The organism is Marinobacterium aestuariivivens (genome assembly GCF_042661465.1).
In the GTDB taxonomy this organism is placed as follows: domain Bacteria; phylum Pseudomonadota; class Gammaproteobacteria; order Pseudomonadales; family Balneatricaceae; genus Marinobacterium_A; species Marinobacterium_A aestuariivivens.
Genome location: NZ_JBHSWE010000001.1, coordinates 5,091,787 through 5,114,358, shown reverse-complemented (window position 1 = coordinate 5,114,358; position 22,572 = coordinate 5,091,787). Strand labels below are relative to the sequence as shown.

Annotated in this window: 21 protein-coding genes and 5 pseudogenes; 21 read left to right on the top strand and 5 right to left on the bottom strand. The window is 64.5% G+C overall.

Annotated elements, in window-relative coordinates; genetic code table 11:
* Positions 1-25 precede the first annotated feature (25 nt).
* The 15 genes and pseudogenes from ACFQDL_RS26775 to ACFQDL_RS26705 all read left to right on the top strand — a co-directional run bounded on the left by ACFQDL_RS26775 (position 26) and on the right by ACFQDL_RS26705 (position 11,792).
* Positions 26-2,587, top strand: a complete 2,562-nt coding sequence (locus tag ACFQDL_RS26775) for an efflux RND transporter permease subunit (RefSeq protein WP_379911657.1) — start codon at positions 26-28, stop codon at positions 2,585-2,587.
* Positions 2,588-2,592: 5 nt separating this feature from the next.
* Positions 2,593-3,339 (top strand): efflux RND transporter permease subunit, encoded by a 747-nt coding sequence (locus tag ACFQDL_RS26770; protein WP_379911656.1) that lies wholly within the window; start codon positions 2,593-2,595, stop codon positions 3,337-3,339.
* Positions 3,336-4,388, top strand: a complete 1,053-nt coding sequence (locus ACFQDL_RS26765) for an efflux RND transporter periplasmic adaptor subunit (RefSeq protein ID WP_379911655.1) — start codon at positions 3,336-3,338, stop codon at positions 4,386-4,388. Before ACFQDL_RS26770 ends, ACFQDL_RS26765 begins: the two co-directional genes overlap by 4 nt.
* Positions 4,389-4,568: 180 nt before the next feature.
* Complete coding sequence (sufB, locus tag ACFQDL_RS26760; protein ID WP_379911654.1) at positions 4,569-6,017, top strand: Fe-S cluster assembly protein SufB; 1,449 nt, start codon at positions 4,569-4,571, stop codon at positions 6,015-6,017.
* Positions 6,018-6,027: 10 nt separating this feature from the next.
* On the top strand, positions 6,028-6,153 hold the full coding sequence (locus tag ACFQDL_RS26755) for a hypothetical protein (protein WP_379911653.1): 126 nt from the start codon (positions 6,028-6,030) through the stop codon (positions 6,151-6,153).
* Between the two features lie 4 nt (positions 6,154-6,157).
* Complete coding sequence (sufC, locus tag ACFQDL_RS26750; protein WP_379913377.1) at positions 6,158-6,916, top strand: Fe-S cluster assembly ATPase SufC; 759 nt, start codon at positions 6,158-6,160, stop codon at positions 6,914-6,916.
* On the top strand, positions 6,909-7,247 hold the full coding sequence (locus tag ACFQDL_RS26745) for a hypothetical protein (protein WP_379911652.1): 339 nt from the start codon (positions 6,909-6,911) through the stop codon (positions 7,245-7,247). The genes sufC and ACFQDL_RS26745 overlap by 8 nt, the downstream gene beginning before the upstream one ends.
* Positions 7,199-7,333: pseudogene (locus ACFQDL_RS26740) on the top strand (hypothetical protein); the annotation flags it as partial. The gene ACFQDL_RS26745 and the pseudogene ACFQDL_RS26740, both read left to right, overlap by 49 nt.
* Positions 7,334-7,581: 248 nt before the next feature.
* Positions 7,582-8,213: pseudogene (locus ACFQDL_RS26735) on the top strand (SufD family Fe-S cluster assembly protein).
* Positions 8,210-9,465, top strand: a pseudogene (locus tag ACFQDL_RS26730) (cysteine desulfurase). Before ACFQDL_RS26735 ends, ACFQDL_RS26730 begins: the two co-directional pseudogenes overlap by 4 nt.
* 1 nt (position 9,466) lies before the next feature.
* Complete coding sequence (gene sufU / locus ACFQDL_RS26725) at positions 9,467-9,925, top strand: Fe-S cluster assembly sulfur transfer protein SufU (RefSeq protein WP_379911651.1); 459 nt, start codon at positions 9,467-9,469, stop codon at positions 9,923-9,925.
* Between the two features lie 7 nt (positions 9,926-9,932).
* Positions 9,933-10,178 (top strand): hypothetical protein, encoded by a 246-nt coding sequence (locus ACFQDL_RS26720; RefSeq protein WP_379911650.1) that lies wholly within the window; start codon positions 9,933-9,935, stop codon positions 10,176-10,178.
* A complete protein-coding gene (locus ACFQDL_RS26715; RefSeq protein WP_379911649.1) occupies positions 10,175-10,471 on the top strand; it encodes an iron-sulfur cluster assembly protein in 297 nt (98 codons plus the stop codon). Before ACFQDL_RS26720 ends, ACFQDL_RS26715 begins: the two co-directional genes overlap by 4 nt.
* 12 nt (positions 10,472-10,483) lie before the next feature.
* On the top strand, positions 10,484-10,807 hold the full coding sequence (locus ACFQDL_RS26710; RefSeq protein WP_379911648.1) for a Rieske (2Fe-2S) protein: 324 nt from the start codon (positions 10,484-10,486) through the stop codon (positions 10,805-10,807).
* 61 nt (positions 10,808-10,868) lie between these two features.
* On the top strand, positions 10,869-11,792 hold the full coding sequence (locus ACFQDL_RS26705; protein WP_379911647.1) for a histone deacetylase family protein: 924 nt from the start codon (positions 10,869-10,871) through the stop codon (positions 11,790-11,792).
* A gap of 109 nt (positions 11,793-11,901) precedes the next feature.
* On the opposite strand, the gene ACFQDL_RS26700 is transcribed toward ACFQDL_RS26705, so the two are convergent.
* From ACFQDL_RS26700 to ACFQDL_RS26680, 5 genes are all read right to left on the bottom strand, one after another.
* Positions 11,902-14,109, bottom strand: a complete 2,208-nt coding sequence (locus tag ACFQDL_RS26700) for a dehydrogenase E1 component subunit alpha/beta (RefSeq protein ID WP_379911646.1) — start codon at positions 14,107-14,109, stop codon at positions 11,902-11,904.
* Positions 14,110-14,243: 134 nt separating this feature from the next.
* A complete protein-coding gene (locus ACFQDL_RS26695; RefSeq protein WP_379911645.1) occupies positions 14,244-14,522 on the bottom strand; it encodes a hypothetical protein in 279 nt (92 codons plus the stop codon).
* 358 nt (positions 14,523-14,880) lie between these two features.
* Positions 14,881-15,057, bottom strand: a complete 177-nt coding sequence (locus ACFQDL_RS26690) for a hypothetical protein (RefSeq protein ID WP_379911644.1) — start codon at positions 15,055-15,057, stop codon at positions 14,881-14,883.
* A gap of 224 nt (positions 15,058-15,281) precedes the next feature.
* Entirely contained in the window at positions 15,282-15,704 is a 423-nt protein-coding gene (locus tag ACFQDL_RS26685) for a hypothetical protein (RefSeq protein ID WP_379911643.1), read from the bottom strand.
* A 149-nt stretch (positions 15,705-15,853) separates the two neighbouring features.
* Positions 15,854-16,294, bottom strand: a complete 441-nt coding sequence (locus ACFQDL_RS26680; RefSeq protein ID WP_379911642.1) for a hypothetical protein — start codon at positions 16,292-16,294, stop codon at positions 15,854-15,856.
* A 412-nt stretch (positions 16,295-16,706) separates the two neighbouring features.
* Here ACFQDL_RS26680 and ACFQDL_RS26675 point away from each other — a divergent pair, with 412 nt between their 5' ends.
* The 6 genes and pseudogenes from ACFQDL_RS26675 (at position 16,707) to ACFQDL_RS26650 (ending at position 22,533) form a co-directional block, all read left to right on the top strand.
* A complete protein-coding gene (locus tag ACFQDL_RS26675) occupies positions 16,707-17,705 on the top strand; it encodes a fumarylacetoacetate hydrolase family protein (protein ID WP_379911641.1) in 999 nt (332 codons plus the stop codon).
* A gap of 366 nt (positions 17,706-18,071) precedes the next feature.
* Positions 18,072-18,539, top strand: a pseudogene (locus tag ACFQDL_RS26670) (multicopper oxidase domain-containing protein); the annotation flags it as partial.
* A 574-nt stretch (positions 18,540-19,113) separates the two neighbouring features.
* Positions 19,114-19,428, top strand: a pseudogene (locus ACFQDL_RS26665) (cupredoxin domain-containing protein); the annotation flags it as partial.
* A gap of 662 nt (positions 19,429-20,090) precedes the next feature.
* Entirely contained in the window at positions 20,091-20,963 is an 873-nt protein-coding gene (locus ACFQDL_RS26660) for a galactose oxidase-like domain-containing protein (RefSeq protein WP_379911640.1), read from the top strand.
* Entirely contained in the window at positions 20,960-21,310 is a 351-nt protein-coding gene (locus tag ACFQDL_RS26655; RefSeq protein WP_379911639.1) for a hypothetical protein, read from the top strand. The genes ACFQDL_RS26660 and ACFQDL_RS26655 overlap by 4 nt, the downstream gene beginning before the upstream one ends.
* A gap of 23 nt (positions 21,311-21,333) precedes the next feature.
* Entirely contained in the window at positions 21,334-22,533 is a 1,200-nt protein-coding gene (locus ACFQDL_RS26650; RefSeq protein WP_379911638.1) for a hypothetical protein, read from the top strand.
* Positions 22,534-22,572 lie beyond the last annotated feature (39 nt).

Below are 22,572 nucleotides of genomic sequence, written 5' to 3'. Positions count from 1 at the left end.
ACGTTTTATCGGGGAATAAGGGAACATGCCGTCGGAACACCCGCTGGACAAGGTCGTTGCCGCCGCGCTCAAAGGCGGTCTGCCGTTGCTGATCCTGACACTGTCGCTGCTGGCCGGGATGATCGCCCTGCAGTTCACGCCGCGGGAGGAAGAGCCTCAGATCGTGGTGCCGATGGTCGATGTGCTGGTGCATGCGCCGGGGCTCGGCGCCGGGCAGGTCGAGCGTCAGGTCACGGTACCGCTGGAAAAACTCCTGGCACAGATACCCGGTGTCGAGCACGTCTATTCGACGACGTCCCAGGGATTTGTCGCGGCGACGCTGCGCTTCCATGTCGGCCAGGACCGCGAAGCGTCCATCCTCAATACCTACAACAAGCTCTATAGCAACCAGGACCGGGTGCCGGCCGTCGTCAGCAACTGGCTGGTGAAACCGGTCGAAGTGGACGACGTACCGATCCTGATGCTCGCGCTCTGGAGCGATGACCCGGGCCGTTACGGCGACTACGAACTGCGCCGCATGGCCGAGGAGATCACCACCAATCTGCAGGGCATCCCGCTGACCAGCCAGATCGAGGTGGTCGGCGGCAGCCCGCGTACCGTTCAGATACGCTTCGATCCCGAGAGCATGGGGGCTCGCAAGACCACGGCGATGGACCTGGTCAGGGCGCTGCAGTTGTCCAACCGGCTGCAGAACGCCGGCCTCTGGACACTGAACAACGACGCCATCCTGCTCGAAAGCGGCGACGTTCTGCGTCAACTGAGCGAACTCGAGACCCTGGTGGTCAATGTGGTCGATGGCGTGCCGGTTTACCTGCGCGATGTCGCGACCCTCGTCGACGGCCCCGGCGAACCCGAACACTACAGCTGGATCGACTTCGCGCCCGGCCACGAGGATTTTCACCCCGGCAGCGCTTACCGGCCGATGGTGGCGATCAGCATCGCCAAGCAGCGCGGCAGCAACGCGGTATCCGTCGCCGCAGCGGTGCACCAGCGCATCGCCGAACTCCAGCGCCAGCTGCTGCCGGCCGAGGTGAACGTCGAGGTGCTGCGCGACTATGGCCAGACGGCCGACGAAAAGGTCGACAACCTGACCTCGAGCCTCGGCTTCGCGGTGCTCACGGTCGTGGTCTTCATCGGCGTTTTCCTTGGCTGGCGCGCGGCCCTGGTGGTCGGCCTGGCGGTGCCGATCTGCTACGGCGTCACCCTGGCGCTGGACCTGTATTTCGGTTATACGATCAACCGGGTTACCCTTTTCGCCCTGATCCTCTCGCTCGGCCTGCTGGTCGATGACCCCATTACCGGGGTCGACAATATCGAGCGTTTCCTGCGCCAGGGGCAGGGCAGCACGGCCGAGCGGATCGTCGCCTCGATGGCGGAGATCCGCATCCCGCTGCTGATGTCAACCCTGACCATCGTGCTGGCCTTCGTCCCGCTGGCCTACATCACCGGCATGATGGGTCCCTATATGGCGCCGATGGCCTTCAACGTGCCGGTCAGCGTCGCTGTCAGCACCCTGGTGGCCTTCCTGGTGACACCCTGGCTGGCGTCGCGCCTGCTCAAACCGATCGCGAACGTTGGCGGCGGCGAAGTGGCGGCAGCGCCCGGTCTGCTGCGTTTCTACCGCGGCCTGTTGCAACCGCTGCTGGGCAACCGGCGGCGTGCGAAGTGGTTGCTCTGGGCCCTGCTCGGGCTTTTCCTGGCCACGGCGGTACTTCCGCTGTTCCGGCTGGTGCCGCTGAAGCTGCTACCCTTCGACAACCGCAACGAGGTGCAGATTCTGATCGACCTGCCGGAAGGCGCCAGCCTCGAACGGAGCGCGGCGGTCACGGAACATATCGCACAGCAGGTCAAGCAACTGCCCGAAGTGCGGGCAATCGCCGCCTTCGTCGGGGTACCGTCGCCGATCGACTTCAACGGCATGGTACGGCGTTACTACCAGCGCCAGGCACCCCATCTGGCCGAATTGCGCCTGACGCTGGTCGACAAGACGGAGCGCTTGCACCAGTCCCATGCCGTGGTGCTGCGGCTGAGACAGTTGCTGGCGCCGATGAACCGCGACGGGCTAGAGGTCAAGGTGATCGAGGTGCCGCCCGGGCCGCCGGTGCTCAGCACCCTCGTCGCCGAGATCTACGCTGACGGCCTGGCGCCCTACAGCCTGCAGCAGCAGGCCGCCGAAACCCTGATGGCCCGGCTGCGGCGGGAACCCCATGTCGTCGAGGTCGACTCGACGCTGGTGGCATCGCAGCCGCGGTTGCGTTTCGTCACCGAGAAACAGAAGGCGGCGCTGTCCGGCATCGCCACCGAGGATATCAACCAGACCCTGATGATGGCCAACGACGGCCTGGTCGCCTCCTACCTGAACCTGCCCCGCGAAGCGCGCCCCTTGCCGATCGAGCTGCGCCTGGCGCCAGAACAGCGAGGATCGCTGCACGACTTCGAGCGACTGCAGCTCAAGGGGCGGCCCGGTATCGTGCAGCAGCAGAGCGCCACCGGTCTCGACAGCGCACCGCAACCCTGGTCGCCCTCGGCGAGTTGGGGCGGTTCGAGCCGGTCCCGGCGGACGCGCCCATTTTTCGCAAGGACCTGAGGCCGGTGGTCTACGTCATGGCCGAACTCAACGGGCGCACGCCGGCCGAGGTGATCGCCGACCTCGGTGCCGACCGCAATGCCGGTCCCGGGCGGCAGCAGGTCGACTGGCAGGCCCGAAGCTTCTTCGCGCCGGGTGGCGGCGACAGCTGGTCGCTGCCGAAGGGTACGGAGCTGCGCTGGAGCGGCGAAGGGGAGTGGCGCATCACGCTGCAGGTGTTCCGCGACATGGGACTGGCCTTCGCCTTCGCGCTGGTGGCCATATTCTTCGTGCTGCGGGTGCAGACCGGCTCTGCCGGCCTTTCGCTGATCATCATGTCGGCGATCCCGCTGACCGTCATCGGCATCATGCCGGGGTTCTGGCTGCTCAACCAGTTTGGCGAGCGTACCATTGCCGGCGCGCCGGAGCCGGTGCTGTTCACCGCCACCGCGATGATCGGCATGATTGCCCTGGCCGGCATCGTCGTGCGCAATTCGCTGATCCTGGTGGAATTCATCAGCCAGGCCCTGAACCGCGGCCTGGAACTGAAGGAAGCGCTGATACAGGCCGGTGCGGTGCGTATGCGGCCGGTGCTGCTGACTGCCGGCACGACTCTGCTCGGCAACCTCGTGATCACTCTCGATCCGGTGTTCAGCGGCCTGGCGCTGGCGATCATTTTCGGCATTCTCGCATCGACGCTCTTTACGTTGCTGGTGATCCCCATTGTCTATCTGCTGGTCTTCGACCGGCCTGTCGAGGAGGCGCGCAAATGATGCGCAAGGTGTTGGCACCGCTGGTCGCCCTGGTTTTCCTGATTCTGATGGTGGCCTGGATGGCCGGGGTATTCAGCCCGCGCATCGAGCCCGGCCTCGAGCCGCTGCCGGCTCCGGCGCTGGAGGCGTCGCTGCAGGTCAGGGCCATTGAACAGCCGCTCTACGAGTCGGTACCGGCCAGCGTCAGGGCGAAGGAGGCGACGGACATTTCATCGCGCCTGCTGGCGCGAATCACCGCCATTCAGGTCCGGGCCGGTGACAGCGTCGAACCCGGCCAGCTGCTGATCGAACTGGAACAGTCGGACCTGCGTTCGCGCGAATCCCAGGCAGCCGAGCAGGTGCGGGCGGCCAGCGCCAGGCTGCTGGAAGCGGAACAGAACCTGCGCCGGGCACAGGACCTGATTCAGCGCGGGGTACTGGCCCGGGCCGATCTGGACCGTGCCCGGTCCAATTACGATGCCCTGGTGGCGGAAAAGGCCGCCGCTGAACAGGCGCTCGAAGAGGTCCGTACCGCCGTCAGTTACACCCGCATCGTCTCGCCGATACGGGGGCGGGTGGTTGACCGCTTCGCCGAACCCGGCGATACCGCAACGCCCGGCACCCGGCTGCTGTCGATCTACAACCCGCTGACGCTGCGCATCGAGGCCCATGTCCGGGAATCACTGGCACTGTCGCTCGAAAACGGCCAGCCCCTGGTCGTCGAGATTCCGGCGCTGGGCATCGAACTGCCGGCGACACTGGAGGAACGGGTGCCGGCCGCCGATCCGGGTTCGCGCAGCTTCCTGGTCAAGGTACAGATCGACTACGACAGTCGGCTGCTGCCGGGCATGTACGCCCGGCTTGTGGTGCCGGCCGGTACCGAGACCCAACTGCGCATTCCCGCGGACCGCATCGCCCGGATGGGTCAACTGAGCCTTGCCTGGGTCGAGGTCCGGGGCCGGGCAGAGCGCCGCATTCTGCGCCTGGGCGATGAGGTGGCGCCCGGTGAATTCGAGGTTCTGGCCGGTCTTGCATCCGGCGACCGGGTACTGCCCGTACCTCAACAATAGTCCGTAGGGCGGAATGAGCGTGCGAATTCCGCCGGGCCTGCCGGACTACCGCGAGGTCTATGACCGATTTCGATCCGCCGGCGGAATTCGCCAGCAGGCTCATTCCACCCTACACTGGTACTGAAGGACGCAATAAGGGGTATTCAGAAAACCTGTTTAGTGCAGGGGGAGGTCGGCAACATGGCCGATTCCAGATCTTCGCTCGAGCAGATGATCGGGCGCCGCTACAGCCAGGGTTTCGTCACCGAGATCGACGAGGACAGCCTGCCACCGGGGCTCGACGAGTCCGTCATCCGGGCGATCGTCGCGAAAAAGCAGGAGCCCGACTTCATGCTCGAATGGCGCCTGGCCGCCTATCGCCACTGGCGCACCCTGAAACCGCCGACCTGGTCGCGGGTTCATTACGACCCCATCGATTTCGAAGCCATACGCTACTATTCGGCGCCCCGTGCGCGGGAGGACGGCCCGAAGAGCCTCGACGAGGTCGATCCCGAACTGCTGCGCACCTACGAGCGCCTCGGCGTGCCCTTGCACGAGCGGGCCCGCCTGGCCGGCGTCGCGGTCGATGCGGTGTTCGACAGCGTCTCGGTGGCCACCACCTTTCAGCACGAGCTCGAGGCCCTGGGCATCATCTTCTGCTCCTTCTCAGAGGCGGTGCAGAAGCACCCGGAACTGGTGCGCCGCCACATGGGCACGGTGGTGCCCTGGACCGACAATTTCTATGCCGCGCTGAATGCGGCGGTGTTCAGCGACGGCTCCTTCTGTTACATCCCGGCCGGCGTCAGGTGCCCGATGGAACTGTCGACCTATTTTCGCATCAACGCCGCCGGTACCGGGCAGTTCGAGCGCACCCTGATCGTTGCCGAAGACGGCGCCTCGGTCTCCTACCTCGAGGGCTGTACCGCGCCGATGCGCGACGAGCACCAGCTGCATGCGGCGGTGGTCGAACTGATCGCGCTGGATAATGCCCAGATCAAGTATTCGACGGTGCAGAACTGGTATCCCGGCGACGAGCAGGGCCGGGGCGGCATCTACAACTTCGTCACCAAGCGCGGGCTCTGCGCCGGTCATCACAGCAAGATATCCTGGACCCAGGTCGAGACCGGCTCGGCGATCACCTGGAAGTACCCGAGCGTGATCCTCAAGGGCGACTATTCGGTGGGCGAGTTCCATTCGGTGGCGCTGACCCACAACTACCAGCAGGCCGACACCGGCACCAAGATGGTTCACCTGGGCAAACATACCCGCAGCACGATCCTGTCGAAGGGCATCTCGGCCGGCCAGGGCCAGAATACCTACCGCGGCCTGGTCAAGGTCGGGCGCAGGGCGGTCGATGCGCGTAACTACAGCCAGTGCGACTCGCTGTTGCTGGGCGATCGCTGCGGCGCCCATACGCTGCCCTATATCGAAGTGCTGCGTCCCGACGCCCGGGTCGAACACGAGGCCACCACGTCGAAGATCAGTGATGAGCAGCTGTACTACTGCCGCCAGCGCGGCATCGATGCGGAGGCGGCGGTCTCGCTGCTGGTCAACGGATTCTGTCGGGAGGTGTTCCAGAAGTTGCCGATGGAGTTCGCCGTCGAAGCCCGGGCGCTGATGGAAGTCAGCCTCGAAGGCGCAATCGGCTAGGGAGAACGCGATGACTCTGTGGACGCGAAAGCCCGGCCTGCTGGAACTGCTGCTGGCGTTCATCCGCTGGCTGCTGCGCTGGCTCGAAAAGTTCCGTCCCTGGAGCGCGCGGCGGCGGGAGGTGCGCAATGGCTGAGCCTCTGCTGTCGATCCGCGGCCTCTGCGTCGAGGTCGAGGGCAAATCGATTCTCCGCGGCCTGGATCTCGAGATCGACGCCGGTGAGGTGCATACCATCATGGGGCCCAACGGCTCCGGCAAGAGCACCCTTGCCCATGTCCTGGTGGGTCATCCGGGCTACGACGTCAAGGGTGGGGAGGTACGCTATCGCGGCCGGGATCTGCTGGCGCTGGATGTGGAGCAGCGCGCCGCGGCGGGGCTCTTTCTCGCCTTCCAGTACCCGGTCGAGATTCCGGGTGTCAGCAATATCCAGTTTCTCAAGAGCGCCCTCAACAGTCTGCGCAAGCAGCGCGCAGAAAGCGAACTCGATGCACTGGAGTTTCTCGATACGGTAAAGGCGCGGATGCAGCAGATGCAGATGGACGAGGCGCTGCTGTACCGGGGCGTCAACGAGGGCTTTTCCGGCGGCGAGAAGAAGAGCAACGAGATCCTGCAGATGCTGGTGCTGGAGCCGCAACTGGCGATTCTCGACGAAACCGATTCCGGCCTCGACATCGATGCGCTGAAGCGTATCGCGGCGGGCATCAACGCCTTCAGGCGCGAGGATCGGGCACTGATCCTGGTGACCCATTATCAGCGCCTGCTCGACCATGTCAGGCCCGACTTCGTTCATGTACTGCAGGACGGTCGCATCGGCCGCTCCGGCGGGCCTGAGCTGGCGCTCGAACTCGAGCAGTCCGGGTACGGGCGGGCCGTGCCGGGAGAGACCGGCCATGACTGAGCGCCTGGGCGAATGTCCGGACTGGTCGCGACTGCCGGCGGCTGGCTGGCCCTGGCTGCAGGAACAGCGGCGCCAGGCCTGGCGTCTGTTCGAAGCGGCCGGCCTGCCGGAGCCCCATGTGGAAGCCTGGAAATATACCCGCCTGGACGACCTGCCCGCGCGCGGCTTCATGATCGGACGGGACGGTGTCCCCGATGAGGGGGCGCAGCCGGCGGATACCCCCTGGGCGGTCATCTGCTGCTGTTCAGGGGCGGACGTTACTGCGCCCGGCAGTCCCGGCGGATGCCGCTGCCGCCGGGTGTCAAGCTGCTGTCGCTTCATGAGGCCCTGACCACGGAGCGCCCGCTGCTGCAATCTCATCTCGGGCAAATCGCCCGGCTCGACGGTCATCCCTTTGCCGCCCTCAATGCCAGTCGCTTCGATGACGGCCTGCTGCTCTGGCTGGCGGCCGGTACCCGCATGGAGCAGCCGATCCATTGCCGCTTCGAAGGCGCTCCGGAAGAGGCGCCCGCGGCCGCTTTCCCGCGCCTGCTGATCGTGCTCGAAGCCGGCAGCGAAGCGCTGCTGATCGAGGAGTCGACCGGACAGGGTGAAGCGCCGCATCTCACCGATTTGCTTTGTGAGATTCGCCTGGGCGAGGGGCGAAGCTGTTCCATGGCCGCCTGGTGCGCGAAGGCGACAGGGCACAGCAGTTTGCCGGCATCCATGTCGAGCAGGCCCCCGGCAGCCGCTACCGGACATTCAGCCTCAACCTCGGCGGCGCCCTGTGCCGCAACGACCTGCAGGTCCGGTTGGGCGGCGAGGGGGCCGAAGCACAGCTCGACGGGCTCTACCTGCTGGGCGGGCATCAGCATCTGGACAACCATCTCCGGGTCGATCACCTGGCACCCGGGGGCGTAGCGACCAGTTCTACAAGGGCATCCTCTGGGACCATGCCCGCGGTGTCTTCAACGGTCTGGCGGTGGTGCATCCCGGTGCCCAGCGCAGCGATGCCCGCCAGATCAACCGCAACCTGCTGCTGTCCGAAGGCGCCGAGATGGATACCAAGCCCGAGCTGCAGATCGAGGCCGATGACGTCAAATGCTCCCATGGCGCCACCGTCGGCTATCTCGACGAGGATGCGCTCTTCTATCTGCGCAGCCGCGGCCTGTCGGCGCAACTGGCGACCCGTTTGCTGACCTTCGCTTTCGCCCGGGAGTCACTGCAGCGGGTGCCTTCCGGCACGCTGCAGGAGTATCTGCAAACGCTGATCGAGCAGGCTCTGGAACGCCTGCCGGGCGGGAGCGGATCGCCATGAAGCTACAATTGCCCCAGAGCTTCGACCCGCAGGCCCTGCGGGCCGACTTCCCGATTCTCGCGCGCCAGGTCCACGGCCGGCCGCTGGTCTATCTCGACAATGCCGCCACGACGCAGAAGCCGCAGCCGGTGCTCGACTGCCTGCAGCACTACTACAGCCACTTCAATGCCAATGTCCATCGCGGCGTGCATTGCCTCAGCGAAGAGGCAACGGCCGCTTACGAGAAGGCGCGGGACCGGGTGAAGGCTTTCATCAATGCCGGGCAGCGCGAGGAGATCGTTTTCGTGCGCGGCACCACCGAGGCGATCAACCTGGTGGCCCAGGCCGGGTTCCGGCCGCACCTCGGGCCCGGCGACGAGATCCTGATCAGCGTCATGGAGCACCACTCCAATATTGTGCCCTGGCAACTGCTGTGCCGGCAGACCGGCGCGCGGCTGCAGGCGATTCCACTGCTGCCGCACGGTGAACTGGACCTCGGCGCCGCCGAGGCGCTGCTCGGTCCGCGTACGCGACTGCTGGCCCTGACCCATGTCTCAAATGCCCTGGGGACCGTCAATCCGGTACAGGACCTGGTCGCCAGGGCGCATGCCAAGGGCATCCCGGTGCTGATCGACGGCGCCCAGGCTGCGCCCCATCTGCGTATCGACGTACAGCAGCTCGGCGCCGACTTCTATGCCTTTTCCGGTCACAAGGTCTATGGCCCGACCGGTATCGGCGTGCTCTACGGCCGCCTGGCACTGCTGGAAGCGATGGATCCCTGGCAGGGCGGTGGCGAAATGATCACCCGGGTCAGCTTGACCGACAGCGAGTTCCGGCGCCGCCCCATCGCTTCGAGGCCGGCACGCCCCATATCGCCGGCGCCATCGGTCTCGGCGCCGCCATCGATTACCTCGAGTCGGCGGGACTGGCGGCAATCGGGGCTTATGAACAGCGGCTGCTGGGCCATGCGACCGAGGCGGTGCTCTCGATCCCTGGGCTGCGTCTTGTCGGCACGGCGCGGCACAAGACCGGCATACTGTCGTTCGTGATGGAACAGGCCCATCCCCACGATATCGCCACGGTGCTCGATCGCTTCGGTGTCGCGGTCCGTGCCGGCCACCACTGCGCCATGCCGCTGATGAGCCACTACCGGATCCCCGGTACCGTCCGGGCCTCACTCGGGCTCTACAACACCGGCGACGATATCGACCGCCTGGTCGAGGGCCTGCACGAGGTGGTGCGGCTCTTTGGCCGTCCGGCGGGAGGCCGCTGAGATGGACCCGGAACTGCGCGAACTCTATCAGGAGGTGATCATCGACCATGGCCGTCATCCGCGCAATTTCCGCCGGCTTGACGGTGCCGGTCGCTGCCGGGAGGGCTACAATCCCATCTGCGGCGATCAGCTGGAACTCTGCATCCATCTGTCCGACGATGGCCGGATCGACGATGTCGCCTTTCAGGGCCAGGGCTGCGCCATCTCGATGGCCTCGGCTTCGCTGCTGACCGAAACGGTCAGGGGCATGACCGGGCCCGAGGCGCGGGCACTGGTCGATGCCCTCCAGCGCATGCTGCACGGCGAGGCGCTGGCCGACGACAGCCAGCTTGGCAAGCTGCGGGTGCTGGCCGGGGTGCGGGAGTTTCCGAGCCGGGTCAAATGCGCGACCCTGTCCTGGCATGCGCTCCTGTCGGCACTGGAGCCGCACGAAGCCGACGACCCGGTCAGTACGGAGTAGCACCCGGATGACGGAACGTACCAGGCTGAGGCTCACCCGAGACTGCGATGCCATAGCGATCCCGTCCGGCCGTATCATCCGGCTTACCGAGGGCACCGAAGTCGGTATCGTGCAGTCGCTCGGCGGTCATTACACCGTCGAGGCCGACGGCGCCACGGCCCGTATCGACGGCGCCGACGCCGATGCGCTGGGACTGATCGCCGCCGGCCCCCGGTGTGGATCCGGCCCGGTGACGATAGCGGAACGGCGGTGAAGCGGGTGCTCCGCAGCTGTTACGATCCGGAGATCCCGGTGGATATTCTCGAGCTGGGCCTGGTCTATCGCTGTGACGTCGAGCCGCTGCCCGACGGGCACGTTCGGGTCGACATCGACATGACCCTGACCGCACCGGGGTGTGGCATGGGGGCGGTGCTGGTGGCCGAGGTGCGGCAGCGACTGCTACGGCTGCCCGATGTCCGCGAGGTCGATGTGCATCTGGTGTTCGATCCGCCCTGGGATCAGAGCCGGATGTCGGAGGCCGCACGGTTGAAACTGGGGTTATTGTAAGGAATGAGCGAGATGGACTGGCAGGATCTGGGCGAGGCCCGCACCCTGGCACCCGGCGAGCACCTGGTCGCCGGGCTGCCCGACTACAGCGTGCTGGTGGTCAATGTCGACGGTACCTTCCATGCCGTGGAGAACCTCTGCCCGCACGACGGCGGGGAACTGGGCGGCGGACTGATCGAGGGTGACCGGGTCACCTGTCCGCGTCACGGCGCCTGCTTCAACCTCCGGACCGGTGAGGTACTGAAACCGCCAGCCTTCGAGGACCTGCTGCGCTTCGAGGTCCGTGTCGAAAACGGCCGGCTGCTGGTGGCCACCCAACCAAAGGCAAGCGACTAGACTCAAGGACAGGCGTTAAGCTGCCCGTAACCCGTAACCCGTAACCCGTAACCTTGATATTATGACCACCGCCTTTATCAGCCACCCCGACTGCCAGCTGCATGAAATGGGCGCAGGACATCCGGAGAGCCCGCAGCGCCTGCAGGCTATAGAGCGGCAACTCGATGCATCGGATCTGCGCCAGCGCCTCGATATACAGCTGGCGACGCCGGTCGAGGTTGAGCTGCTGTATTGGACGCATGGCCGGGAGTTCGTGCGCGAGATCGAAGCGCTGCTGCCGAGCCATGGCCTCGCCTGGGCCGATCCCGACACGGCTTTGAACCCCCACAGCCTCGGCGCGGCTCATCTGGCGGCCGGCGCCGTGGTGCAGGCCGCGAAACGGGTGCTGGCAGGCCAGGTCGACAACGCCTTCTGTGCCATCCGGCCGCCCGGGCATCATGCCGAACAGGAACGTGCCATGGGCTTCTGCCTGTTCAACAATGTCGCCGTCGGCGTCGAGTGGGCGCTGAGGGAAGGCGGCGCCGAGCGCGTCGCGGTGCTGGATTTCGATGTCCATCACGGCAACGGTACCGTCGACATCTTTCAGGACAGGCCGGAAGTGCTGGTCTGCTCCAGTTTCCAGTATCCCTTCTATCCGTTCCGCTACCAGGATATCCGCCGCCCGAATATCGTGCATACGCCATTGCCGGCCGGTACCGCCAGCGATGAATTTCGCCTCGCGGTCGAAGCCGACTGGCTGCCGGCGCTGCGCCGTCACCGGCCGGACATCATTTTCGTTTCCGCCGGCTTCGACGCCCACCGCGAGGACCCGCTGGCGCAGCTGCGGCTGGAGGATGCGGATTTTCGCTGGATCACCGACCTGATCGTCGATGCATCGAAGCCTTCCGCCGGCGGGCGAATCGTCTCGGTGCTCGAGGGCGGCTACAGTCTCCAGGCGCTGGGCCGTTCGGTCGAACAGCACCTCGAGGGTCTGCTGGAGGCCTGATTCGCTGTGGGAGCTGCGAACAGGTTTGGCTCGGAATTAAAGCATTCGCACCGGGGAAGTGCCCTTCGGGTCCGCAGCGTCTACGCAACGGCCAAGCCCCGTCGCCTGGCTATTGCAACAGCTCAAGCGCCGCGGCGACGATGCCGTCCTTCGACGGCAGGGTGGCGGCATAGGCCGGTCCCAGCGCGATAAAGCTGTCCTCGGCGCAGAGCCGTTTCAGGGCCGGCATCGGCGCCATCCGCTCGGCGACCAGTGTCATCAGGGCTTCGCTGACAGAGCCGCTGCGCCGGCATTCGTCGACGATCAGCACCCGCTTGCAGTCGCGGATCGCATCGAGGATGGCGGCCTCGTTCAGCGGTACCAGCCAGCGCAGGTCGACCAGCCGCAGCCGGACGCTATGCTCGCGCTCGAGTACCCGGGCCGCCTGGCAGCTCAGGTAATAGCCGTTGCCGTAGCTCAGGATCGCCAGCTCCCGGCCATCGCCCACCACCGCCGGCTGCCCGAAGGACAGCGCCGGCAGCCGGTCGGCGGAGCGGTAGTCGAAACTCCAGAGGCCATCGCCGGCCTCGTGCAGATCCCGGGTCATGTAGAGCGCGATCGGTTCGACGAACACCACCACCCGCTGCTCTTCGCGGGCAAGCCGGATGCTTTCGCGCAGCATCGCAACCGCATCCCGACCGTTGCTCGGGCAGGCCAGGATCAGACCGGGAATGTCGCGAAACACCGCCAGGCTGTTGTCGTTATGGAAATGACCGCCGAAACCGCGCTGATAACCGAGACCGGCGATGCGGATCACCATCGGATTGCTGTACTGGCCGCACGAAAAGAACGGCAGCGTCGCCGCCTCGCCGCGGATCTGGTCCTCGGCATTGTGGACATAGGCGAGAAACTGGATCTCCGGAATCGGCACGAAACCGTTATGGGCCGCACCGATCGCGAGCCCCAGTATGCTCTGCTCGTCGAGCAGCGTATTGATCACGCGGTGACGGCCGAATTTCTCGCTGAGCTTGCCGGTGACGTTGTAGACCCCGCCCTTGGGACCGATGTCCTCGCCCATCAAAATGATCTCGGGATGCATCGCCATCAGCTCCGCCAGCGTCCAGTTCAGCAACCGTGCCATGGGCTGGGGTTCGCGCATCAACACCTGTTCGCGGGCGAAGAGCGTCTGTCGCGCATCGTCATCCAGGGGCTGCACCGGTGCCGCGTCGCGGCGTGGGGGTATCAGGCTGGCCATGACCTCGACCGCGCTCTTCAGCTTCGGCCGCTCGACGACCTGCCGGGCCACTCGCTCGACCTCGTCGCCACAGTCAAGGTAACGATCCAGGACCTGGTCCGGGCGCAACAGGCCTTCGTCGATCAGCAACCGGGCCGAGTACAGCAGCGGATCCCGTGCTTCGATCGCCTCGATCTCCTGGCTGGTGCGATAGGCGCTTTCGGCATCGGAGCCGGCATGGCCCAGCAGGCGGACGCAGCTCAGGTGCAGAAAGACCGGACGGTGGTGAACCCGCGCAAGCCTCGCGGCTTCCCGTGCCGTGCGATAGCTATCGAGCAGGTTCAGGCCGTCGCACGACAGGTAGGCGAGGCCCGGACGGTTGCCGAACGCGGCCCTGATCCAGCCTTGCGGTGTCGGCGTCGAGATGCCGATGTCGTTGTCCTCGCAAACCATCACCAGCGGCAGGGGGACCTGCTGGTACGCGGCCCAGCTGGCGCTGTTGATCGCTCCGAGTGCCGTCGAATGGTTGGCAGAGGCATCGCCGAAACTGCAGATCACCACGCTATTGTGAGCCAGAGGGCCCCCGAGCCCGAGCCGGCGCGCCAGCGGAATGCTGTAGGCCGCGCCCAGCGCCTTGGGCAGATGGGAGGCGACCGTACTGGTCTGGGGCGGGATCAGCAGGCTTTTACTGCCCAGTACCTTGTGCCGTCCGCCCGCGATCGGGTCGTCACGCGAGGCGGTAAAGGAGAGCAGCAGGTCCCGCAGCGGATCCTCCCCTTCGAGCTGGCGGGCGCGCTGGATCATAAAGGCGGCATCCCGATAATGCAGAAATGCGATATCGCCGGGTCTGAATGCCTCGGCCACCGCGGCATTGCCCTCGTGGCCGGCACTGCCGATGGTATAGAAGGATTCACCCCGGGCCTGCAGCCGCCGAGAACAGAGATCCAACTGGCGACTGAGCAACTGGCTGTCGAACAGCTGCAACAGCCTGTCCGCATCGAGGCCCGACTCGTCCAGTGTCAATTGAACTCTGGGCGAGGGCAGGTCACCGGCCAGAATGCGGTGCCGGAAGTTCTCGTCGACGATCTCGGCCCGGGATTTCATCAGGACAAACCTTTGACAGCCAGGGCAAGACGGAAGCTTGTTGATCTATAAAGGAGAAGATTCACGACCGGCTCCGTTTTCGCAACGTTGCCCTAGAGTATGGTCGAGGATGACAGGAAACGGAGTAGGGGGCCTCACTCGATCTGTTCGCCGCACCGCAGGGCCTGTTTCTTCAGCGCACCCTCCAGCGCCTGTTGCTCCGCCGGGTTCATCCAGTCGTCGATCCAGTCCCGGATATGAGAGCGCTTGTGCGGGGTGCGGCTCCAGGCCTTGTAGGCCTTCATGTGAGCGGTGCAGATATGGGGTTCACCATCGACCTGGGCGGCGCAGTCGCAGGGAAACAACTGATCGGATGCAAACTGTTTTTCGATCCACTCGATCACAAATGCTTTCTGTGTCTTGCTGAACTTCATTTTGTGGTCTGCCCTGGCTGTCCAAACTGAGAAGATTCTACCGCTGTTTATCTCGGCGCAGATGACAACTAAATGAAGATAGGCGTGTATCGATGGAAAGGTCAGCCAAACCGGTCAGATGTGAGGGGAGGGTTGCACCTGGTGTGAAGCAGGGGAGTGGCACCGGCTCCGGGCCACTCCCGTCCAGCGGTACCTAGGACGCTTTCTTGAGCAACTTTTTCAGTTTCTTGAGTTTACCTTCGTGCTTGGCGATTTTCGCCTTGCGTGCCTTGATATCCTTCTTGATTGTCTTGACCTTGGCCATACGGATGCGCTCCTGCTGTTTTCGTGACGGTTCCGGCGGCTGGTCCGCTGGCCGTTACTGCTTGCTGGTAACAGACTCGTGCCTTGCCAGAAATAGGCGTATAAACCGACGTACCTCGCGTGCGGCACTGGTGTCCATCTCCTCGCAGAGCGCGACAAAGCGGTCGCGCTCTTCGTCGTTGATACGAATCACCAGCTGGCTGTTTTTCTTTGCTCTATTGCGTTTTTCCATGGTTTCGCACCAGCGTTTCGGCAACCGGTCAACGACTCATACAGCAAACAAAAGGGCCGGAATGTACATCGCTTGTATATACACCAGACAGGAATAGTCGGGCTTGGACGCGAAATCAACGCTTTAACAAAAACTTAATATTTTTTCCGGCACGAAGGGTGCCGGTTCGGACCGGTTTGGCCGCGCCGGCATCAAAAGACAGCGGCCTTGTCCATCCGCGCGGCTCAGTGATGCCGCTGACCGGGTTTCATCCCGTGACTGCTACCCATGCCTTCGTCGTCGGCATTGAAATAACGACGATCTTCGCCGATCGCAACGAGGTCATCCATGATGTAGTTCAGCAGCAGGATATGCAGCAGTTCATTGAAGCACAGGTGCTCCAGGTCGCCGCGGGCGGGCAGGATGTCGGCCAGTTCCATCGACAGCAGGCCGTCGAGCTGCATGAAGGCCTGGAGTACGACGTATTTGGTGCCGTAGACATCGTACATCTGCATCAGGGTGTCGTGCAGAACCCGTTCGACCTTGTCGTTGGCTGTCTGGACATAGTCATCGTACACATAATTTTGTCCAGCGGCGCTCAATTGCTCCCAGTCGCTCAAAACAGATTGCTTGATGGCGGCAACAGCTTTGAGGATATCGGTGTTCACGCAATTTTCTCCAGAAATTCAACGAGTTTAATCGAGCTCGCAATGATACCCGAAATATCTGTCGTCAAACACCGGGAAGATTTTCACGCCGGGGGCCTCAGCCCGGCAGCGCCGGGACGAGGAACTTCGACGGCAGCAAAACGGGCAAGCTAGGCGGACTGTTGCAGGATGTGCGCCGTAACAGACCGCGCATGCTGCTCCAGCAGCTCGATACGGTGCTGGAAGGGGCGGTGCGGGGAATCTATGGCGTAGAGATCACGAAACGCGCAGTCGACCTGATCGTGCTCCAGCGATTCATGTACCCCGGCACTGAAGTCGGTCTGTCCGGCGGCATTGGTGCTGGCCGTTTCGGTGTGTCGCGTAGTGACCCCGTTGCCCCGGCATTGCAGGGTATAGCTCACCTGCCGCGGCGTATCGCCGTGCCTGAAAACCGCCACGGCATCCGGTTGAACTTCACTGACAACCCGGGCGAGCCAGTTGGACGCCAGTCCCAGGGCCACATCGGATGCATCGAGATGATCCGGCAGCAGACCGGGCTCCCGGGTGCTGCTGGCCAGCCTTGCCTGGACGGATGAGAGGGTTTCAGACAAATCGTAACAGGTATCCCCCAGCAGAAGATGAACTTCAGGATTCGGGGGTTCACTCTGGGATTCAGCTGGAAAACGGGATTTGAAATGAAGATCAAAAAGTTGTTCGACGGTTCGTTCGATCGATTGATAAGGCATGTCTGCTCCCCAAAAAAGTGGTCATATTTTGCACGATTTGTGGCCAAATTTCAACCAGAGGCCGGGATCTGCACGCTAGCGCGAAGGAACGAACACCATTGCCATCCCTGGCGGGACAGGCCGCTTCGCCGGGCCTATTCTGAGTCCGACGGTTGACAGCGCGCTTACAAATAATTACTAATTACGTGATTCTATTCTTAATAACAACAACCACAGGCGTCCCAGAACCGGCACCGAGGCGCGCTGACCGGAACGCCGCATTATTCGAGGCCCCCGAATGAAGCTCGTCACTTTTCTAAACCCTGTTGGCGTCAGGCGCGTCGGCTCGCTGTTCGTGGATACCGAGGGCGAGAAGGTCGTGGACCTGAACTACGCCTACGCGGCTTACGCACTCCAGGTGAACGGGGATCCACGCCCCCAGCCGATGGCGGATGCCCTGGTGCCGGCCGACATGCGCGAACTCTTCGCCGGCGGCGACCGCAGCCTGGATGCGGCCCGGGCGGCCGAGGCCTTTGCCATCGAAAGGCGGGATCCGCAACGGCGGGGCGTCAACGGTGAAAAGCTGGTGTTCGGTCGCGACGAGGTCAGACTGCTGGCGCCGATCCAGCCGGCCAAGCTCTGGCATACCGCCGGCAACTTCCTCGAACATATCGACGAAATGGGCGAGGCGGGTTTCAAATACGAGGCCGAGAAGCCCTGGATCGGCTTCTACCAGAACACCACGGCCTGCATCGGGCCGGACGAGGCGATCCGCTATCCGCACCACCTGACCCGCGAGCTCGATTACGAGCTGGAGATCTGTGCCGTGATCAAGGGCGTCAGGCACAGGGACCTGTCGCCGGCAGAGGCGGAAAAGGCGATCGGCGGCTACCTGATCTTCAACGATGTAACGGCGCGCGACATCCAGGCGACCGAATTTCCGAACCGCAGCTACGGCTACAGCAAGGCACTGGACACTTTCTGCCCGATCGGGCCCTGCATCGTCACCTGCGACGAGATCGGCGATGTCGGCAACCTCGAGATGACGCTCAGGGTCAACGGTGAAATCCGCCAGCACTCGTCCACGGCCCGCCTGTGCCGCAGCATGCCGGAAATCGTCGCTTACTATTCGGGCCAGGGCTATGTTGGCGGCGACCTGATCAGTTCCGGCACACCGAGCGGATGCGCCGTCTTCCACGAGGATCCCCATGCCTGGTATCTGAAGCCCGGCGATATCGTCGAGTGCGAGGTCGAGAAGCTCGGCATTCTGCGCAACCCGGTGGTGGCGGGGGATTAGCCACCCGCCTGCCAGGGATCGTCGTCCCCTGTCGAGCCCAATCTTCCCTGCCCGCCTTGGCCGATATTATCGTGGGTACTGAAGTAATAGCGATTTCAACTAAACGTTTGTTTGAATTCGAAGCGTTCCGAATCTATACCCTTTAAGCACACAGGAAGAGCCCGCCTTACTTCCCACCGGAATCCCGACGGAACGCCGCCCTCAGGACGGGGCGCCGGGATTGTATCCCCAACGCTCAGGATGATTCGCAGGGGAGGCGTCCATGGCTGAACGCAATATCTATCTCCGGATCGAGGCAATCGAGGACTACAGTCCGGTCGAGCCGGACCCTTTTGCCATACCACCCTCCAGTACAAGCGTGACGGCATGTACAACATGGGCCACCCGCTGGGCGTGATACCCGACGCCGAGCGCGAAGCCCGCGCGCTGAGGGCGGTCGTCTACCGCGAGTACCTGGATGCCGGCTATCTGATTCCGAAAACCACCAAGATCATCAACGCCGATATCAACGAGCCGGTCTGGAACCATCGGGTACCGGGCTGCGTGCTCTACGCCTATGTCGGCGACAGTCTGCGCATCCATGTGCACAACGCGGACATCCGGCCGCATTCGTTCCATATCCACGGAATCGAATACGGCATCGATTCCGACGGCGCCTGGCCCATGGGGACCCAGTCGGCGGACGGGCGTCGTTCCGACGAGATCTGCCCGGGGCAGTCCTGGAGCTACCGCTACGAGGTGCGCGAAGAGATGATCGGTGCCTGGCCGTTTCACGACCACACCTCGCCCAGCCCCAGCCATGGCTTCAAGCTGGGTCTCTTTGGCGCGATCATCATCCGCAAGCGGCCTTTCCGGTTCCCGATTCCGATTCCGCTGCCCGATCATTTCGAGGAGCTGGTCCACCGGCGCCTCGCGCTTCCCGGCCCCAGGCCCGTCGCGAACTGTGCCGTTCGCCGGCCGACCCGCGCACGCCTGACCCGGCGCCAGGCACTGATCCTCGAGCACCAGTACGAGGATCTGCGCGAGTGGCTGATACGCGACCTGCGCCTTCATTTCTGGCCGCGACCCGACTGGAAAACGCTGCACGTTCCCTTTTTCCTGCACCAGATGGTCAGCGACGAGGCCAAGCCCCTGTTCGACAGCGGCGACCTGGAGGAGAACGGGGCCGGCACCTTCGCCCGGGTGTTCGACGATGCCGGCAGCTACGACTATTTCTGCGCCTTCCACCCGATGATGACCGGTACGGTCAACGTGGTTTCGGGCGCGCCGGCGGTGGCCACGGTCAATATCCTCGATGCCCCGGCCATGGGGTTCTACCCGGACACGGTCGATATCGCGCCGGGCGGCACCCTGACCTGGAACAACCTCAGCATGCAGCACCACACCGTCACCTCGAAAGAGGGCCGCGATCGCGACCCACTGCATCAACGGACGGGGGTTCGTCGGCAATACGCCAACGATCGTCGCACGCAGCGGCCAGCGGATCCGCTGGTACGTATTCAACCTGGATTTCGGCCACGAGTGGCACAACTTCCACCCCCACGACATGCGCTGGAGCCTGGCCGGCGAGAATCTCGACGTCCGCTCCCTGGGGCCGGCCGAGTCCTTCACGGTCGATGCCGTCGCACCGCCGGTGCTGCTGTTGCCGGACGATGTCGCGGCCATTCAGCCACCATCGAAACGGCCCCCGGAGGCAAACAAGGTGCGCCTGATGGGGGACTTCCTGGTGCACTGCCATGTGCAACACCACATGAAGAACGGCATGATCGCGGTGGTTCGCGCCTACCAGGATGTCTGGCTGACCGAAGCGATGCAGCAGAGCCTGCTGGACGATGGCCGTATTCAGCTGTTCGACGACTCGAATCCGATTCCCGAGGTTGAAATGGGTCGTTGCAGCAAGCTCGGCCCCGGCACTTGGGAAGAGCTTGCGCTCGACCCGGAAGTGACCTTCATGCATGCCTGCCTGCTGCCCAACACCGGCAAGGTGCTGTACTGGGGCTACACCCGGCCCGACCAGTCACGGCTCTACGACCCGGCAGGACCTGCGGTGACCGCACCGGCTCCGCAACCGGCGGCACTGCCCGGCATGGATGCGTCGCTGTCGGATCTCTGGTCTGCGGCCCATGCGTTCGTGGCCGACGGGCGCGTGCTCGGCCACGGTGGTTTTGCAGGTCCCGGCGCCAACTACGTCAACGCCTTCCTGTTCGATCCCGCAAGCGAACAGTGGCAGCAGACCGGCTCCACCGACGAGGCGCGCTTTTACGCCTCGACGTTGACGCTGGCCGACGGGCGCATCGCCACCCTCTACGGCTCGGCGTCCAAGTCCCTCGAGATCTGGAATGCCGGTACCGGCACCGGAGCGCACCGGCGGCGTTTCCGCCGCAGATGGACCATCACCAGTACTATCCCTGGACCTACTTGCTGCCCGACGGGCGCCTGTTCATTGCCGGCCCCCACGATCCGCCCCATCGCTTCACTATCGAGCCGATCGGCGGCCTCGAGACCTTCCCGACCATCGCCGGCAACCGCAGCACCGGCGGAGAGAAGGGGACCTCGGTGCTGCTGCCGCTGCGGCCACCGGATTACGCGCCTCGGGTCCTGGTCCTGGGCGGCAATACGGTACCGGCTCGGAATACCGCCGAACTCATCGACCTGTCCGAGCCGATGCCGGCCTGGCAGAGCCTGCCCAATCTCAACCAGGAACGCGCCGAGCAGGTCAACTCCGTGCTGCTGCCGGACGGACGGGTGCTGGTCGTCGGCGGCGCCAATGCGGTTCCCGGTGGCGGCCCGGTGGAGCTGCTCGATTCCGAAAGCCCGATGGCCGGCTTCACACTCGGCCCGGTCATGACCTACCACCGGGGCTACCACTCGGCGGCGATTCTGCTCGCCGATGGCAGCGTGCTGGTCGGCGGCGACCCGAATTCGAGCGTCTTCGAGCGCTACCGGCCCGGCTACTTCGATCAGCCGCGGCCGGTGATCGACAATGCCCCGGCGAACGTCGCCTACGGCGGCACCTTCGGCGTCGACAGCGCCGATGCCGACGACATCCTGACCGTGCATCTGCTGTTCCCCGGGGCCGTGACCCATGGCTTCAACATGACTCAGCGCGTCGTCGAATGCTCCTTCAGTGCCGGCGCCGGCAGCCTGCAGGTGGATGCACCGCCCGACGGCAATGTCGCGCCGCCGGGGCACTACCTGCTGTTCATCATCAACGATCAGCGCGTACCTTCGGAGGGACGATGGATTACCATAGGATGAACCGGACCCTGCTGAGCCTGGCGCTCGGCACAGCCGTCGCGGCGGCTCTGGGCTGCCGACCCACCTTCGACGAGCCCGTCACCGATACCACCGGCGAAGACGGCGGCCCCGGCAACGACTATTCGGTGCAGTGCTCCGGCTGGTTTCCGGACTGGATCGCGCGGGCGGCGCCGCCGGCCGGCAGTTCCACCTTCCAGCTCGCCCAGGGCTACCCGCTGGGGGTGCCCCAGTTCAACGACGAGGGCGAGCTGACCGGCTGGAACCCCCGAGCCCCTTCAGCAGTGCGCCCTGGCTCAGTTTCGATTTCCAGGAACCGGCCGAGCGCCTGCAGTACCTCGAGGCGCTGAAGGACTATGCACTGTCGGACCTGGTGCCGCACGATTTCGTGCCGCAGAACCAGACACTCGGCAAGAAGCACTGGTTCCATGTGCCGATGATGACGTCGGGCTTCTTTCCGCGCGAGCCGCGCCATGGCCTTACCCGGGAACGGTCACTGCGCGCCTCGGAGCAGCCCTGGCTGACGTCGGATGTGGGCGCCTTCGGTATCGGCCTCTACAACCGTCTCGGAGGCTATACCATCGGCCAGGTCTTCGACGATCCCGAACCGAGCAACGCCAACGCGGCCGCATCCCAGTTCATCGACGGCACTCTGGTGGTGAAGATCCTGTTCGCCGAATACGATCCGGCCGCCATCACCGGGCCGGACCCGCTGGCCCATGCACCGGCCTGGCAGATACAGGATCCGCTGTCGAATTCGAACGGCACCTTCGAGGTGCGGCTGATCCAGATGGACGTGGCCGTAAAGGATCCGCGCGCCACCGAGACCGGTTGGGTGTTCGCGACCTTCGTCTACGACGAGTCCCTGCCGGCCGCGACACCCGATCAGCGCTGGTACAACCTGACGCCGGTCGGACTGGCCTGGGGCAACGATCCGGACGTGACCTTCGAGGGTGATCCGGACCTCGACCAGACCTGGATCAACCCCGCCGTGCCGGCCCCGTTCAACGATCATGTCGGCCTGCATGGACGCCTGAACGGACCGGTCGACAATCCGCAATCCGCCTGCATGAGCTGTCATTCGACGGCCCAGGTGCGGGACGGCGCGACCTCGTCCGTCGGTGCCTATACGGCGGCGCGCCTGCTGCCGGACAACAGCTGCAGCGCGCTGCAGCAGCAGCACTGGTTCCGGAACCTCTCCGGCAGCGAGCCCTTCGGCCAGATGACGACACCGCCCGATTTCTGCGTGCCGGCCGATCCGCCGGTGTCGTCACCGCCGATGCGACCGCTCGACTATTCGCTGCAGGTGCAGCGCGGGCTGGTCAATGGCGTGGCGCTCGACCACGCCAATCCCTGCCTGGCGCACATACCGCCCGAACAACTGCCGGCCGCTGCACGGCAAAACCTGATGGCCGCCGTCGAAGCGGGTGAGCTGAAGCGGACGGAGATCGAGTCGCGCAGCATCCGCCCGCCCCTGATCCAGCCGGTGCGGGTAGTCGAGAAGCTGTCGGACTGGAAAAAGGTCGGCATGCAGCCGGATAGCCGGGAGATCGACTACTATCCCGGTCGCTGATGCAGCGACAACATGATCGGCGCCGCCGCCGGCTACAGC

Coding starts and splice junctions, on each gene's coding strand:
- ACFQDL_RS26655 (WP_379911639.1), top strand. CDS start 20,960: ATGAACCGGACCCTGCTGAGCCTGGCGCTCGGCACAGCCGTCGCGGCG.
- ACFQDL_RS26705 (WP_379911647.1), top strand. CDS start 10,869: ATGACCACCGCCTTTATCAGCCACCCCGACTGCCAGCTGCATGAAATG.
- ACFQDL_RS26675 (WP_379911641.1), top strand. CDS start 16,707: ATGAAGCTCGTCACTTTTCTAAACCCTGTTGGCGTCAGGCGCGTCGGC.
- ACFQDL_RS26690 (WP_379911644.1), bottom strand. CDS start 15,057: ATGGAAAAACGCAATAGAGCAAAGAAAAACAGCCAGCTGGTGATTCGT.
- ACFQDL_RS26720 (WP_379911650.1), top strand. CDS start 9,933: ATGACGGAACGTACCAGGCTGAGGCTCACCCGAGACTGCGATGCCATA.
- sufB (WP_379911654.1), top strand. CDS start 4,569: ATGGCCGATTCCAGATCTTCGCTCGAGCAGATGATCGGGCGCCGCTAC.
- ACFQDL_RS26765 (WP_379911655.1), top strand. CDS start 3,336: ATGATGCGCAAGGTGTTGGCACCGCTGGTCGCCCTGGTTTTCCTGATT.
- ACFQDL_RS26775 (WP_379911657.1), top strand. CDS start 26: ATGCCGTCGGAACACCCGCTGGACAAGGTCGTTGCCGCCGCGCTCAAA.
- ACFQDL_RS26710 (WP_379911648.1), top strand. CDS start 10,484: ATGGACTGGCAGGATCTGGGCGAGGCCCGCACCCTGGCACCCGGCGAG.
- ACFQDL_RS26695 (WP_379911645.1), bottom strand. CDS start 14,522: ATGAAGTTCAGCAAGACACAGAAAGCATTTGTGATCGAGTGGATCGAA.
- ACFQDL_RS26755 (WP_379911653.1), top strand. CDS start 6,028: ATGACTCTGTGGACGCGAAAGCCCGGCCTGCTGGAACTGCTGCTGGCG.
- ACFQDL_RS26660 (WP_379911640.1), top strand. CDS start 20,091: ATGGACCATCACCAGTACTATCCCTGGACCTACTTGCTGCCCGACGGG.
- sufU (WP_379911651.1), top strand. CDS start 9,467: ATGGACCCGGAACTGCGCGAACTCTATCAGGAGGTGATCATCGACCAT.
- ACFQDL_RS26700 (WP_379911646.1), bottom strand. CDS start 14,109: ATGAAATCCCGGGCCGAGATCGTCGACGAGAACTTCCGGCACCGCATT.
- ACFQDL_RS26745 (WP_379911652.1), top strand. CDS start 6,909: ATGACTGAGCGCCTGGGCGAATGTCCGGACTGGTCGCGACTGCCGGCG.